Origin of the sequence: Clostridium sp. BJN0013, assembly GCF_040939125.1 — a bacterium.
In the GTDB taxonomy this organism is placed as follows: Bacteria; Bacillota; Clostridia; order Clostridiales; family Clostridiaceae; genus Clostridium_B.
The window spans coordinates 1,900,497-1,916,126 of the sequence record NZ_CP162495.1 but is presented as its reverse complement, the minus strand read 5'-3'; the positions used below and the strand labels follow the sequence as shown (position 1 = coordinate 1,916,126).

General features: G+C 29.4%; 15 protein-coding genes. 3 read left to right on the top strand and 12 right to left on the bottom strand.

Features of this window, described 5'->3' with window-relative positions; all coding sequences use genetic code 11:
• Positions 1 to 10 precede the first annotated feature (10 nt).
• The 10 genes from AB3K27_RS09940 to AB3K27_RS09895 all read right to left on the bottom strand — a co-directional run bounded on the left by AB3K27_RS09940 (position 11) and on the right by AB3K27_RS09895 (position 10,784).
• Positions 11 to 1,759, bottom strand: coding sequence for a VWA domain-containing protein (locus AB3K27_RS09940; protein ID WP_368491027.1), 1,749 nt, complete (start codon positions 1,757 to 1,759; stop codon positions 11 to 13).
• Between the two features lie 13 nt (positions 1,760 to 1,772).
• The gene (locus AB3K27_RS09935; protein WP_368491026.1) at positions 1,773 to 3,188 is read right to left on the bottom strand and encodes a GTPase domain-containing protein; all 1,416 of its coding nucleotides are present in this window, start codon (positions 3,186 to 3,188) and stop codon (positions 1,773 to 1,775) included.
• Positions 3,189 to 3,232: 44 nt separating this feature from the next.
• The gene (locus tag AB3K27_RS09930; protein ID WP_368491025.1) at positions 3,233 to 5,905 is read right to left on the bottom strand and encodes a hypothetical protein; all 2,673 of its coding nucleotides are present in this window, start codon (positions 5,903 to 5,905) and stop codon (positions 3,233 to 3,235) included.
• A 9-nt stretch (positions 5,906 to 5,914) separates the two neighbouring features.
• Positions 5,915 to 7,093 carry a hypothetical protein gene (locus AB3K27_RS09925; protein ID WP_368491024.1) on the bottom strand — a complete coding sequence of 393 codons (1,179 nt, stop codon included), beginning with the start codon at positions 7,091 to 7,093 and terminating at the stop codon, positions 5,915 to 5,917.
• A gap of 36 nt (positions 7,094 to 7,129) precedes the next feature.
• Positions 7,130 to 8,134, bottom strand: a complete 1,005-nt coding sequence (locus tag AB3K27_RS09920; protein ID WP_368491023.1) for a hypothetical protein — start codon at positions 8,132 to 8,134, stop codon at positions 7,130 to 7,132.
• A 38-nt stretch (positions 8,135 to 8,172) separates the two neighbouring features.
• Positions 8,173 to 8,517 (bottom strand): phenylpyruvate tautomerase MIF-related protein, encoded by a 345-nt coding sequence (locus AB3K27_RS09915; protein WP_368491022.1) that lies wholly within the window; start codon positions 8,515 to 8,517, stop codon positions 8,173 to 8,175.
• Positions 8,518 to 8,970: 453 nt separating this feature from the next.
• Positions 8,971 to 9,231: a spore coat protein gene (locus tag AB3K27_RS09910; RefSeq protein ID WP_368491021.1), complete on the bottom strand. Its 261-nt coding sequence runs from the start codon at positions 9,229 to 9,231 to the stop codon at positions 8,971 to 8,973.
• Between the two features lie 20 nt (positions 9,232 to 9,251).
• A complete protein-coding gene (locus tag AB3K27_RS09905; protein ID WP_368491020.1) occupies positions 9,252 to 9,458 on the bottom strand; it encodes a hypothetical protein in 207 nt (68 codons plus the stop codon).
• A 149-nt stretch (positions 9,459 to 9,607) separates the two neighbouring features.
• Positions 9,608 to 10,453, bottom strand: a complete 846-nt coding sequence (locus tag AB3K27_RS09900) for a DUF1129 family protein (RefSeq protein ID WP_368491019.1) — start codon at positions 10,451 to 10,453, stop codon at positions 9,608 to 9,610.
• Entirely contained in the window at positions 10,446 to 10,784 is a 339-nt protein-coding gene (locus AB3K27_RS09895) for a PadR family transcriptional regulator (protein WP_368491018.1), read from the bottom strand. The genes AB3K27_RS09900 and AB3K27_RS09895 overlap by 8 nt, the downstream gene beginning before the upstream one ends.
• Before the next feature lie 350 nt (positions 10,785 to 11,134).
• On the opposite strand from AB3K27_RS09895, the gene AB3K27_RS09890 reads away from it, so the two are divergent.
• The 3 genes from AB3K27_RS09890 to AB3K27_RS09880 all read left to right on the top strand — a co-directional run bounded on the left by AB3K27_RS09890 (position 11,135) and on the right by AB3K27_RS09880 (position 13,360).
• Positions 11,135 to 11,320: a hypothetical protein gene (locus tag AB3K27_RS09890; RefSeq protein WP_368491017.1), complete on the top strand. Its 186-nt coding sequence runs from the start codon at positions 11,135 to 11,137 to the stop codon at positions 11,318 to 11,320.
• Between the two features lie 279 nt (positions 11,321 to 11,599).
• On the top strand, positions 11,600 to 12,142 hold the full coding sequence (locus AB3K27_RS09885; RefSeq protein ID WP_368491016.1) for a sigma-70 family RNA polymerase sigma factor: 543 nt from the start codon (positions 11,600 to 11,602) through the stop codon (positions 12,140 to 12,142).
• Positions 12,143 to 13,360, top strand: coding sequence for a DUF4179 domain-containing protein (locus AB3K27_RS09880; RefSeq protein ID WP_368491015.1), 1,218 nt, complete (start codon positions 12,143 to 12,145; stop codon positions 13,358 to 13,360).
• A 222-nt stretch (positions 13,361 to 13,582) separates the two neighbouring features.
• On the opposite strand, the gene AB3K27_RS09875 is transcribed toward AB3K27_RS09880, so the two are convergent.
• Together AB3K27_RS09875 and AB3K27_RS09870 are read right to left on the bottom strand one after the other, a co-directional pair.
• Positions 13,583 to 14,944 carry a histidine kinase dimerization/phospho-acceptor domain-containing protein gene (locus AB3K27_RS09875; RefSeq protein WP_368491014.1) on the bottom strand — a complete coding sequence of 454 codons (1,362 nt, stop codon included), beginning with the start codon at positions 14,942 to 14,944 and terminating at the stop codon, positions 13,583 to 13,585.
• Complete coding sequence (locus AB3K27_RS09870; RefSeq protein ID WP_368491013.1) at positions 14,928 to 15,617, bottom strand: response regulator transcription factor; 690 nt, start codon at positions 15,615 to 15,617, stop codon at positions 14,928 to 14,930. The genes AB3K27_RS09875 and AB3K27_RS09870 overlap by 17 nt, the downstream gene beginning before the upstream one ends.
• Between the last annotated feature and the right edge of the window lie 13 nt (positions 15,618 to 15,630).

Below are 15,630 nucleotides of genomic sequence, written 5' to 3'. Positions count from 1 at the left end.
ACCTTTTAACCTATTTAGCATGAAATTCCACCAGTATGCTTTTTGGAACTTTATTTAAAAACACTTTTATTTTATTTCCATTATAAAGTATTATGCCGGAGTTATTTTCCAATATTTTTCCTGACCTTTGAAGGGTACAGTTTGACTTATTAATTAGTTCTATGCTGTCATCCTTTTTAAATATAAATTTGATGGATTCAGTTTCTGCATATTCTTCTTTAAGCCCCAATACATCAAATAGAGTAAAGCTTCCTGTGTAGTTGTCTAAATTTCTAAATTGCGGAGATAAAGCTTCACCGGTATTCTCATCCCTTATGTTTAACTCTATGCGTCCAAAGCCTCTGATACGTTTTTTCTTTATCACTATAATAATTATATAAATACAAATAGCTGCCAGTATAATTCCAATTACAGTTAAAATTATTGGGTTTTTAATAAAGGATTTTGGCTGGGCCTTAGGCGTCCCCACACCAGTATTATCTCCTATAACCAGGGTATTGCTTTCCCTATAAAAGCTGTCTCCATCTACTCTTACCTTAAGCTCATATTTTCCCTCTTCCAAATAGGAATATTCACCTTTAAATAAATTGTCCTCTGAAATTAAAGGTATTTCCTTAGACAAGCTGTCTTTTAAATTTTTAACAATGAGTTTTGCCCCTGCATTTTTATAAAGTTCCTCATCTGTAACCTTATTTCCATTACTGGTAAAATAAGCTTCAATCTTCATCTTGTCTCCCTTACCTGGATTTTCAGGGGTAAAGGCTGCCTTCAGTTGAATATCATAGTTAAATATATAACTTACTTTTATATCATTTCCACTTACTCCTTTAACCTTAACTGTCCACTGTCCCTTTACAGGGTTGATAAGTTTAAGCATTGAATATTTATTAGATGAGGTAAACAGGGTATTTTCAGAAGGTATGGAAACCTCACTTCCTGAAGGATTTAAAAGTTTCACTTCTACAGGAGTACTTGAAAGCATTGATATATTGGCCTCAAGTACATTTGAATTGGGGATGTTAACCTTTAATTCCTGGAAATCCCCATTAGCTTTAATGGTACCTCCATCTTGAACCTTAAGCTTTGAATTATCTGCATATATATCTGTAAGGATGGCAGGAAGATCCGAGGCTGTATTTGTTATGTAGTTTTTACCTCCAGTTGAACTGGATATGTCACCAAGCTGAGTTTTATCTACGGTTCCATTATAATTAAGTCCTATGGTATATACAGGGTAACCTTTACTTTTACAGATTTGAAGGGCATTTTTTAAATCATTTAAAGACTCATCCTGACTCCTTTCAGGATCATTTTTCCCATCGGATAATAAAATTATAACCGGATTGTTTCCACTTTTATGGCCACTTTCCATTAATTTTACTGCCTCTAAAAGTCCCCTGCCTGTATCTGTTTTCTGCCCAAGAGAAATATTAGAGGCCATACTCTTTATTCTGTCTCTGTCTTCCGATGAATTTATACTGTCTAAATTATGTTCTCTCACTATGCTGTCTGAATAAGCTACAAGACCTGCCTTGTTACCTTGAATCTGACCCATATCAAGAAACATCTTTATGGCTTCCTCCCGTATTTTTTCAGGGTCACTTTCTGCCATGGAACCACTGGAATCAAGTGCAAAAATCACATCCATGCTGGTACCTTTAGAAGCCTCCTCTGCTCCAACCCCTGAAAAAGGAATAAAAAACATCTGAAGCACACATATTAAAATTACAACTAAAGTCCATTTAGTTTTGCTCTTCACAATAATACACTCCTTATTTAAGCTCACTATTTGCTTCACTTAAAATCCAGCTTACAACTTCTGCTGTAGCAGTTTTTTCATATTGAAACAGGCTGCAGGAAAAGAATTTATAATTTGCAAAGTTATATTCAAATTTTTTTATTATGGCATCTTCTCCTAGTTCCCGAAGAAAATCTTCTATAGGTCCACTATACCCAAACAAGTCCATTTTATTTATTACAACTGCAGCAGGTATTGTAATAAGTTTCTTAGGCTCGATTTGATTAATTTCCCTTAATCCAAGTATAAAACGATCTATAAAATCATGTATATTTTTTATATCTCTGAACCTACTTTTTACAGATTCATCTTTTTTAATATACCTTTCCCCCTGAGCCATGCACAAGGGATCCATGACAAAAATCAAACCTTCTATATACTTATAATGTTTTTGTGTCCTTATATTAGCCCTTGAATTAAAATATTCCCCTGCAATATCATAAAAATATAAAAGTTTTTTATTGAAAAATCTAGGTGAATGTATAAAAATATTATATACCTCTGTATGACTGTTATCAGTCTTTTTAGGTGGAATACCTTTTTTAAAAGATTCTAAACACTTTTTAATTTCATCCTCACAATCTTGATTTAAAAATGCTACATTCCACTTTTTTTCTCTTGAAATATGATCCCTTAAGGTATTTATAGCAGAATATATAAAGGAAGTCTTCCCTGAATATTCCGGTCCTACAACAGGTATACATATAGGAGAGGATTCTCTGCTTTCAATATCTTTTCCACATACAGGGCATATAGCCTGAAGCTTAAATCTTCCTCCTAAATTAGTGCAGGGAATTACTTCTTTACACTTGCACTTTCTTTTAATTATACCATAGGGTCCTGGAGTTAGCATTTTATGAACTCTTCCACAATTTGGGCATATATAATAAGGTATATCAAACCTGGTTAGACAGCTTGGACACACTCCTCCTATTTTTCCTTTTTTAAATTTAAACTTTTCACCACATAACACTATAAAATAAAACAGGTAAATGGGCATACTTATAATGGTTACTATTAAAAAATGTATTGAAACACAGATTACGTTTATTAAATTACCTAATATATATATTACCTTTTGAGCAGTTTTTACCCTGTAATATGTAAAATATGATTTCGTTTCCATCTGGCTTTTTAACATTAAAATATTACCACTGTTGATGGATTTTGCACTTTCATAAGTATTTGACAAATCCTCATACTGTTTATTAAAAAAATATTTTTCCACTGCAGGTTCTCCCAATTTTGCCTTGGTTTTCAGTGAATATTTTCTATTAAAACTATAGTTGAAAGCTTTAAAATAGCTTAAGGCACACTTTAAAAATCCATAAACTATTCCTGCAATTATACCTGCTGTACCTAAAAACACTAATGAAATAAAATTAAACATATGTTTTAAGAATCACCTCCTGGCAGTTCAATTATGAGTTTTTACTATTTCTTAAAAAATTTAAATCGGCTTTTATTTTTATTTTTTTCATGTACTTTAGTCATAATATACTGCCATCTTGTGATAATTTGCTCTACCTGCACAAGTCTTTTAACCTTTTCTGTAAAATAACTATTATACTCTTTTAATTTTCTTTCAGAAATCTTTGTAAGTATATCTATAATTCTATTATCTAAAATTTCTTCTGACTTCTCATCCATACTATCCATATTCTTAAATGTAGATATGATAAAATCCAGAAATATGGTATATCCCTCTATGCCATAGGCTCTTAATACATCTTTATACTTTTTGGTAAGTATAATATCCTCCAGTGTATCCATATATACACTATAAAAAATATTTGAATGCCTCTCACACCAAAGGGCCTTCTTAACCTTAAAATGCTCCCCTGCATTTTCAAGGTATACACATATGTTAGATAAAAACCATTTTAAATATTCTCCATATTCATATTCATCCATATTAGAAAAATCAATTTTAATCTTTTTAAGAAGTGTAACTTTATGACCCTCATGGCCCTCTTTATAATTTTGAATTTTATTTCCCGTATACAACAACTCTGTTATGCTTAAAGGAGTTTTTATTTTAAACTGATTTTTTATATCTACAGCCTTTTCTATAATATAATTTTCCTTTTCTGCATCTTCTATATGAATCTTTTCTTCAAAATCTGTAAAAAGTTTTTCAAGTACATTTTTAGAGATTAGGCTTATTATAGAACCCTTATCTATGTAATCTATTATATTCTTATATTCTTCCAGCGGAATATCCTCATTATATAGGTATAATTCAAGGGATTCAGAAAATTTTTTATCTCTGTAATCTTGAAAAAAACAAAATACATTTTGGCAATAATTTACAAAAAAATTCTCTTTATCACCATTTTCTATTAGTTCAAAACTATATATGGAAAAGAAAAAATTCTCTGCACCATTTAACTTGTTTATTTCAGAATATATTTTTCTCTTCCATTGACTGTCTTTATTTCCCTCATCTATAATAAAACCTGCTAGAATTTTTTCAACTTCATTGCGTCTTTGTGAATAATTATTAATATAATAAGCCCTTAAAATTATCTTTGCAAAGTATTCATAATCTTTTTTAAAAGAGTTTAGTATGTCTAAAATATCTTCTGGAGATTTTATTAGTATTTCCAGACACCTATTAAATAAAATGGTTATATTCTTATCTTCCTCCTGCTCCATGCTGAATAGAACTTTTCTGCTTTCAGTATCACATTTATTGTTAAATATAATTATATCCCTTACCAAAGTATTAAAATAGAACTTTGCATGTCTTATCTTGCCCCCTTTAATATAGATTTCAATATTTTTTATTCTATCTATATTAAGTGAAGCTCTAGCAAACTGGTCTGTAGACACCTGTTCTAATTCTCTTATTTTATTATATAAATCTATTATATCTTCTAATGGAATCTCTTCAACATCTACCAATAGATAATGAATAGAATTAAAAAAGAATTCATAAGTTTTTGTTACATACTCCCTATTTTCTATTTCCAGTCCAGCTTTAAATAAAAATTTTGTTATTATCTCTAAAAGTTCCAAGTCTACCTGAGTACTCATCTTTTCAAGTTTTGGAACAAGCATGTCAAATAGTTCATTATAAGCCCCTATGGACTTATAGTTAATTGCAAAACTTAATGCTTTTTTAATATTTTCAATATTGGATTTTTCTATTCCTCTTTTCACTATATTATATAGATTTACACAGTTATCTATATCTTTATCCAAAAAATTATATTCAAACTGACTTATAAAATCTATAAAAGGTAAAAATATTTCTTTGGAGACTGTATACCCTACTTCAGCCAGTTTTATGAAACTGCTGCTGTAGTTAACTTCATAATTAAACTCCCCGGAAAAATTATGGATGTGATACATATATGATTTCTGACTCTCTTTAAAATTAAATTTACTTCCTTTTTTATCTACAGCACAAATTATACAATTTAAATCCTCAGGATTATAACAGTAAGTAGTAAAGCTAAATTGCCTGGCCAATTTTTTAGGAAGACACATTAAAACTGCCCCAATCCAGAAGGGTACATTATCTTTATCATCACAGTATATTATTCTTTTTTTGCTTTCACTATAATCCAGAACTGACTCCATAAGCTGTATAAAACTCTTTCTTTTTTTACCTACTGCACCTTTTTTAAGAAATTGGCTTATGGTATCAAAATTAATTATATTGCCTAAAGGTATTTCTTCCAGCTCCGGCAGATATGCAATTTCTTCTCTATTTTGCTCTTCATCCGTGAGAAATTCCCTAAAAACAGGAGAGCCATAAAGTTCTATGGGATAAAAATCCCAGGGCTCTTGGGATATTAGCACATGACAAAAGTAATTTCCATATCTTCCTGAATAATCTCTGCCTATATATTTGCTGCTGCATATACAGTATTTATTATTTTTAAGTTTAAAAGAGGAAAAAGATAGTGGAAACAATTTATCTATTTCTTCATGAGAAGGCAATGTAGGTAGATTGTCCGGAGGTATATATACACAATAGCTCTCTATTTCTTTTCGTTCTTCATGGCTGATACCTTCTGACATGGAATATGTCTGGAATCCCATACCTGAAGATACCCCCCTTTTACATGAAGTATAAAAAAGCTGTTTAATTGCCATAACTCACAATCACTTCCTTTTTTCTCCCTTTATCAGTTTATGTTTGTATAAAAGCCATAAAAAGGGATCCTCTACCCTATGAGGTCTTAATTTTGTAATTTTCCCATCTACAGAATTACATCCTAAAGCAGTTAACCCAAAATATCCATATTCTTTAAAATTTAGGCTGAGCTGCTCTGCAAAGTTTTCTCCTCCCCAGCTTCTAACCAAAGATTCCATAGTTCCATTCATATCCTCAAAATCTGATAAGTCAAAACAGGCCCTGCTTATATGTTTACTGGGATAATTTATACAACTGGAGGGATCTACTAAAGATTCCACTGCATCCATTTTTGAAAAAGCCACAGCTACAGGTATATCTATAAGCTTATTCATTTTTATACCATTTGCCTTTCTAATTAGATTTGCAGTCCTTGAGAGCAAATCCTCTATTTTTGTATTTTCCTCAGGAAGTACTGTTCCCTCTGGCAGCATTTCTCTTACATTTTCTAGCTGCAGTGGGTCAAGAAGAAATATTATACCGGAAGAATTATATATATATCTATTTTCAGTTTTCATAGTATCTTCAGAATCCAGGTCTTCACCTGCAGTATCAAAAAAAGCAATGGTAACTACATTACTTATTCTCTTGCTTTTAAAAAATTTCCCCATAATACCCTGTTCTTTAAATGTAAGGTTATAGATAAGAGGCTGTTTTACAGAGGAATCTGTTTTAGCGGAACGGGTTACCCTTATAAGCTCGTTTCTTTTAAAAACAGGATTATAAAAATCATTTCTATATCTGTTTATGGTGGCATCATTTACTGCAGAAAGACTGCAATTAAAGGCAGAGCCTATTTCATTCATTATTTTATTTATCAGAACTGCAATGTAATGACTTTTCCCTGCTTCTTTTGCCCCAATTACTGCAAATACCAAATCATCATATTGTCCTATGGCAAAAGGCAATTCTGCCTGACAGGTTGGACATATCTTTATATGAGTTCTCTCTCCACATTCTCCGCAGCATATAGAATCTAATATTTCATTTTTATTTTCCTCTCTATCTGGTTTCAGTATAATGCCTTCTTTGGCATTTTTACATATGTCAGGATCATTTTTACATATAAAGTTCACATCATTTAAACTATGTTTTGAGAAACAATAGGGACATATGTAATAATCTTTCTTTTTTAAGTTAAACTTCATCCGAAAACCTCCTTATCATGTACCTTATATTCAAAGTCACTTAAAATATAACTTATTCTTTGCCGGAGATATTATTCTATACATTTTACTGTTTATATCTTCTACAAAAAATAATTTTGCATACATATTTCTTCCTATACTGTCAGTTGATATGGGAAAAGATAATCTTTCATTCTTTGTAAAAGTTTGATAATCTGTGGTAACCAGAGTTTCTCCCTGGGATTTTTGAAGAGGCATATTCCCCACTCTACCAATCAAAACAAGCGGTGGAACATTTATTTCTTTTTTATCTGTAGATAAAATCAACTCCGCACTTTTTAATTTACCTAAAATATTTCTTCTTATTTTTATCTCATAAAATATTTCCTGAGGTATCTTATTTATTACAAGTCTTCTTTGACCCTGGGAAAATATCATTTTTCCTCCACATTCAACTAAAGTATAAATGGAAAAATAGTAGTTTCCCTCCACTACCCTATCCATTATATAATCTCCTGCAGAAGAAGGATCTTTTTTTTCTATTAAAATCTGATGGGCAGAAGAATCCTTATATCCTGAAGGAAACCTATCCATTCTATAACACAGCATAACCTTGTTTATACCCCGGGGCCATCCCCACTCCAAAGAGAGCTGTCCATACTTCACTTCGGCCTTTACAAAAGAAACTTCTGGAATATTATTTATATCAAATACTTCCTCTGGTGTATTATAGAAAGGTTCATTTTCTGACATACTTTTAGCCTCAGAGTCCTGAGATGCATTATTATGCGGTTTTAAATCCTCTTCTGTACTTTCCATGATCTCTATTTTTTTTATATCTTCATATTGCTTTTCTTCTATGGCTTTGTCATCAGATTCCTGTATATATAGACTGTCTCCAGTTAACTCTTTTATTTTTTCTCTTATCTCATATTCAGATAATAAGGAGAATTTATTTACAAAATTATTTATTTCCTCTGTGGATATAGTATCTTTATATGAAAGTATTATATCCACTTCATCACTTAATTCCTCAAGTTCACGTTGTTTTTTCTCCTCCATAAATAATCCCCCTCAGCCTAGTACTATATTCTAAATGCTTAGAATAATTTACCATTAAAACCCCAGTCCCTTACCTCACTAAAAGTTATATATATGCTGTCTCCTGGTATATCAAGCTCTTTTTCATAAAGAGAACATATTAAATGGGTAACCTTATTTTTATATTCCCTTTCAGTAGTTCCAAATATCTTTACCTCCACAAAAGCTGCTTTATCCATTTCTTTTCCTCTAAAATAAACAGTTTTATTATCATCAAAACTTACCATAAGCCATTCTTCAGATTTTCCTGGAATTTCTCCAATAATTTCTCCCATTTTTCTCTTTAAATCTTCCTTTTGCTTTTTTGAAAGTTCCATTGTAAGTCTTGAATTTATATAAGGCATAAACACTCTTCCTTTCTCTTACGTATTATATAATTTTTATCCGAACGCTACCATTGATAACACTCCCATCTTCTTCAAAGTGGGAGATAAACACTGCTACGCGCCTGGATAAGTTCTTCTAAGGTTCAGATGGAGATAGGTATTTCTCTATAGCGAACTCCACCTGAACCTAAGAATCACTTGATTAAAATCCATTTTTATCATAATATGTAGTTATCTTATTAACATTATACGATAAATCCAGAAATTTTGGAGTAGTTTCTACAATATTTATTATGTTTATCAAGTGATTTTTAAATTCAAGTAGAGTTCTGCCATAATATTATTATATCTGATTTTTTAAAATAGTTATGGAGCAATATAAATGACGTGCACTTTAAAAATACACGCATTGCACATTTATACCGCTCCATTTTATCCTCAGTGGATTATCCTAAATACTTCATATTTCCACTATTTCAATGAACTCATCATCTGATTAGACTGATCTTTCAATTGTTGTACCTCTGTTGCCTGAGCATCCTTTGTAGGATACCAACCTTTCTGTCTCATAGTATCAAAAATTTTGTATTGAACATCCTGAGCATTCTTGAAATTGTTTACCAGAGTATTTCTTAAATTGACACAAGAAGTTTCTGTTATCCCTGTACTATACGCTGAAATAACCTGTTTTTCACTAGTTAAAAGGTCCTGCATAAGTTCTCTTTCATCCATAATTCTAATTCTCCTCTCTTTTATTGATGTGAATCCAAGTATGTTTTTAAAGAAACAAAATTTTGTTTGTGAACTTGAGCAGCTTCACTGCACAAATTCTTTATTTGAACATCACCGCACTTTCCTGAACAATCATTAAATTTTTTATTCATCAGTGCTTCATATCCTATTTGATCCTTTAATACCTTTAAATTGCCGGAATCTAATTGTTTTTCACCAGTTACCATAAATTTTCCCTCCTTAAACTTTTTTACAAATATATTGTTCCCTTATAAATTAAAATTATATATAAATTTTACATATTTATTATTGAACTCGCCTTCAAACAATATCAAGTCCAATTTTTCTATTTCATATTTAATTAAGTGGAAAAAATCTATTTTTCCTTTCTGAAGTTTAAATAGGTCAATCCATAAAAAAGGATTAGTCCAAAAACAGTCAATAATATTATCATGATTTTACCATTATTACTTGATATATAATTTTCCATTAAGGGTAATCTTGAGACAATCCCGATAACCCCTAAAATCCATACAAAAGGTAAAAAGGTCCACCAACTCTGTCTAACTTGATTATTACGAGTAAATGTGAATACAGTAATACCAATAAGCAATATGGATATCATACAAATTCCTGATAAGTTCGATAAGTATACCGTTAAAATGGAAGGAGTAAATAATTGAATCAATACAAACAACCCGATAATCAAAACAAAAAAGAGCCATATAAACAGAAAATCAGTAAATTTTTTTGTAATGATTTTTTTATAAATGCCCTTGTGTAGTATGAAAAATACGATTCCCACAACTAAAAAACTTAATAAGCCATTTAAAATTAGCACAAGTATATTTATCCCTCTATCCTTAGTAGTTAATACACCCAATAGATAAAAGAAAGAACTAATACTAAAGACTAAACCTATTAGTTTGAATATTTCTTTCTTGCTGGATTTTCGAAGATTGTGAATTAATTCATCTGCTGCCACCTGCAGATTTTTTCCAAAGAACTCTTCTGCGGATTGTCCATGGTTTTGAGCAGATATTATATCTTGTAAAATTTGTAGTAATAAACTTTCTACTTCATAATCGTCGTAAAATAAACCAGCGCTGCGAATATACAACAACAGCTTTTCATAATATTCTTTGTTATTATCTGTTAGTTTTTCTCGTAATTTATTATTCTCTTCAATCATTTTTTCCACAGAATTACCTTGTTTACTCATATAGTTTTTCTCCTTTCAAACATATCAGATTGTTAACAGTAGATGCTAAATCTTCCCACTGTTCAATAAATCCTTCACAATGAATCCTTCCTTCTGGAGTTATATGATAGTACTTTCTATCTGGACCCTCTGGTGAAGGTTTTATTGTACTTGAAAGATACCCTTGTTTTTCTAATTTTTGTAATAATGGATACACAGTACCTGCAACTATTTTCTTAAACCCATATTCTTTTAACAACTGTACCATTTCATATCCATATACTTCATTTCCCAAAACAATCAGAAGAACACATCCTTTAAGTACACCTTTCAAAAGCTGAGTTTGCTTCAAAATATCCCTCCTAACCTCATCTATATTGCATTACATATTAGTTAATATTATTATAAATGAATTTAACTATTATGTAAAGCATAATAGTTGAAAATATTATCCATTTTATGTCTTAGCGTGGGTTTTGTTGGAAATGTTGGCGACACCCCTACTGTAACAAAGATAATAGGGAAAAGGCGTACAGAGCTTGTAGAAAAATGGCTTGAAAGGTACTTAAATTTCTATATAATTATCTTCTGTTATGATATAATATTTATGAGAAAATAAAAGATTTTTAGTTAGCCACCTTCCAGGTTTTATTTCTCACAAAGAGGTCATTGCGGTTAATTGACAGCAGGGGAGGTGGCACAATGAGTGATGATATTGTTATTACATCTATAGTATGCGTTGCTATAGTAAGTATAGTAAGTATTTTTGCTATACTAGCATACCTAAAAGAAAAAGCTATTCTTAAATTTAAGAACAGCTTCAAAGACAGTGATAATGAAATTTCAATTACTGTTGACAGTATTAAAGATAAAAACTCAAAAAACTAAATGCACTCTCTCAAAGTACATTTAGTTTAATTAAAAATTACATTCAATTATAAAAAACCGCAACGACTTCTTTTAACTATATTATAGCACATTTTTAAAAAAATAAACCCAATTTTAAAATAAATTATCGTAAATTATGATAATTTATTTTTTTATTTAGAAATTTTATTAACTTTTTTAACTCAATAATTGGTATTAAGTGTAACTTTTTATATATTAAAATTGTCTAATTAGTGTATGATAAATTATTCTCAGATGTTTTTATAGAGGAGTGAGGTAGTGAAAGAAACAGATAAAATTCAAATTCTTGTGAATAATGCTAAAAAAGGGGATGATACATCATTTGTTGAGTTAATAAATTCTTATAAAGAAAATCTTTATAAAATGGCGTTTATATACGTTAAAAATGAACAGGATGCTTTGGATATTGTGAGTGATACTGTATATAAAGCTTATATGAATATAAATAAATTAAGAGAATCACAGTATTTTAGCAGTTGGATTATAAAAATACTCATAAATTTATCTATAAATAAATTGAAAAGTAATAAAAATATTGTTTATGTAGATGATTATAATTTATTAGATAAAGATAGCAATATTTCAGAAATGGAATTTAACATATCTAAAAATATTGACTTATATAATGCTATGGATAATTTGAGTATAAAATATAAAAACTTAATTATTTTAAAATATTTTCAGGATATGACTATTCCTCAAATTTCTAAACTTTTGGAATATCCGGAAGGTACGGTAAAAGTTTATTTACGAAGAGCATTAAAAAAATTAAAAGTTGAATTAGAAAAGGGGTATATTTAAATGAAGTATGATCCTAAAAATGGATTTGAAAAAATTACTATATCAAACAGGCTTGATGACGTAATTAAAAAATCTATTTCAAAAGCGAAGAGGGATAAAAAAATAAGAACTATAAAACTAAGACTGATTAAGATTAATGCTGCGATAGCTTCATTGATTATTATTTTTATTAGTAGTGTTAATTTTGTGCCTGCTTTTGCAGAGTCATTAAATGATGTGCCTGTAATATCATCTATAGCCAATGCCGTACAATTTCATTATGATAAAAATATAAATAGTGCTGTAAATCAAAATTTATCTCAAGATATAAGTAAAATTCAAAAAGATAAAAATATAAGTATTACTATTGATAATGTAATTACAGATGATAAAGATATATTTATATTATATACGTTAAATGGAACAATGGCTGATGAGGATATCAAAAATCTTTTGTTAGAAAAATTTTCTATAAATGATAACAATGGAAAAACTCTCTTGAGTAGTAATGATTTTAGGTCACAAATACTTCCGCCTAAGCTGAATAATAAAAATGAAGATAGCTTATCGTTAAGCAATACAAATTATAAATGCATAATTTCATCATTAGGTAATTCTATTAAAAATTATTCCCAAAATAAGAAAACTTTTGGTTCAATAGAGTTAATAAGTATAAAGGATATGAAAATACCTGATGAAATAAATTTAATGGTTTCAGGTATTACTGAAGCATATAATATGTCTTACTCTAAAGAAGCTTACAGTAATTTTACTTCAAAATTCAATAGAGAGCCAAAAAATATATCTGGCAATTGGAATTTTGAAATAAAACTTGACAAAAACCTAAAATCACAAAAACCAGAAGAATATAATAATATTCCATTTTCAATTAATAATACTGATTTCACTTTAAAAAGTGTAAAAATCTACCCTACCCATACTGAAATTAGGATACAATTAGGTAAAAATAGTATCAATAAATCTCAATGTAACTCAATTGGAAGAATAATTGGAGGGGATAATAGCAAATTGCCTTATTTGACAGATGAGAAAGGAAATAAATATAGTATTTCAGGAAATGCTTTGGTAAGTATGGATTCGGAAAATTGTGTAAATTTATCATTTGAAAGCCCTTACTTTAACAAAATAAATAAATTATATCTGGTGATAAATCAACTTAATTATTCAAATGGTGAATCTTATGTAAATATAAATCCAACAAAAATAAAAATTAAATAGTTTTTATTAATAAATAGATAGTGAGGAGTAAATGAATACTGCAGATAAGAGATATGGGAAGGGTACGTCTAAATTTATCGGAGAAGCTCTAAAATATTATGCTGAAAATAATAAGTAATGAATTAAAATATGTTTTAGCATGGGTTTTTCCGATTTATCTATACTAGAATTTCATAAATTGTTTTAGAATCTACCTTAAAATATAAACTTTCTTGCTCTTTTCTAACATGGATGATATATTTTGAATACTAATCTACTGCCTTTCCTATAGACTTCTACAAATCCTCCATGAAGCTTTATTATATTTTTAACAATTGATAATCCTAAACCACTACCTTCTTTTTGCCTTGATGAGTCCTTTTTATATAATCTCTCAAAAAAATTTTCTAGATCACTATTGGGAATTAAGTCATAGGGTATATTTGACACACAAAGTACTGCATAAAATGCGTTATTAAAAATTTCTTTATTAACACTAAACTCAACAATTGTATTCTGTTTGGAGTATTTAAATGCATTACTTAAGAGATTATTCACTGCTCTTAAGAATAAATTAGGATCTGCTTCAATATAAACAGATTCTTGTGGCAACTTAAGTGAAAGTTTCAGTCCTTTTTGCATGAATTCGTCTTCCTCTTCTTCTGATATCTGACGTGCCAATTCATTTACTTCAAGTTTTTGTTTTTCAAGGACAATATCATTAGATGAGAGTTTTGAGTATTCAAAAAAATCGTCAAGCATCCTTTTTAAATAAAGCCCTTTTTTATCCATTATGTCTATATAATTGTTAAGTTCATCTCTTGACTCATATTTATCATTCCTAATCATATTTATGTATCCAAGAATAGTAGTCAATGGTGTTCTTAGATCATGGGCTATATTAGTCAAGAATTCATTTCTATTTTTTTCTTCTTTTTCAATCTTTAAAGCCATGTAATTTATGTCTTCAGCAAGCTCACGTAGTTCATTTTTGTACTTCAATGGAACACGATTAGATAAATTACCTTCTGTAATATTTCTAACTGTTGATTTTATTTTAGATACATAGGATATACGTCTCCATATAAGTAAGAAAAAAATAATTACAAAAATTATAAATATCATTATACCTACAATATTTCCATTTTCTAATTTCCCATAACCAATATATATATAGTATAAATAACATCCGTCTTTTAAATAATCACATCTAGTTATTTTAACTAAGTTGTCCCTATGTGCATTCAAAAATTTAAATGTTTTTTTACCATCTACAATTTTATTAGCATCTATACTTTCTATTTCCTTGTTATTTGAAGCTATTATTTTTCCATCTTTATGTACTATAAAAATAAAGTATAACATGCTGAATTTTTCATCCATATATTTTTGCAATTTATTAGAATCATTGATATTCATATTTTTTAAGTCCTGTTCAACTTTAGCAATCATATCTTCATGTACATATTTTGTAGTATCTTTAGAATCATTTAGAAAAGAGCCTAAAACAAATTCCTTCAAAAAAACTACAAGTATAACTGATATAATTAACGAAATAATTGCACAAAAAACTAATTCACTCCTAAGCTTAAATATTCTTTTCAATTTTATACCCTACTCCCCAGATAGTTTTTATATATTTACCCTGTTTAACACTGTCACCAAGCTTCTCCCTCAAATTTTTAATATGCATTGTCACAGTATTGTCATTTTGCATAAAGTTATCTTTCCACAGCATTTCATAAAGCATTTTGGTTGAGTACACTCTACCTCGATTGTATGCCAACGTGTATAAAATTTCATATTCCTTTGGAGTTAATACTATTTCCACACTATCTTTTTTTACTGTATGTTCTAAAGTATTGATTTCAATATTTTTAACCTTGAGAATATGATTTTGTACTGCACTACTAATCTTAGTTCTCCTAAGTATAGCCATAACTCTTAATGAAAGTTCAGTAAAATCAAAGGGCTTTACTATATAATCATCACACCCATCTATAAATCCTTTTATTTTGTCTACCTGCTGTCCTTTTGCAGTAAGCAATATAACAGGTATGTTTGAAAATTTCCTGAGTTTAATGAGCATTGTGTAGCCATCCATTTTAGGCATCATCACATCCAGAAGTATTAAAGAGATTGACTTTGATTTTACAATCTGAATCCCATCTTCTCCATTACATGCAGCTTGTACAATATAACCTTCTTTAGTAAAATAATTTACAAGCATTTCTCTTATATCTGCATCATCATCTACAATTAATATTTTTTCTTCCACTTAACTCACCCTT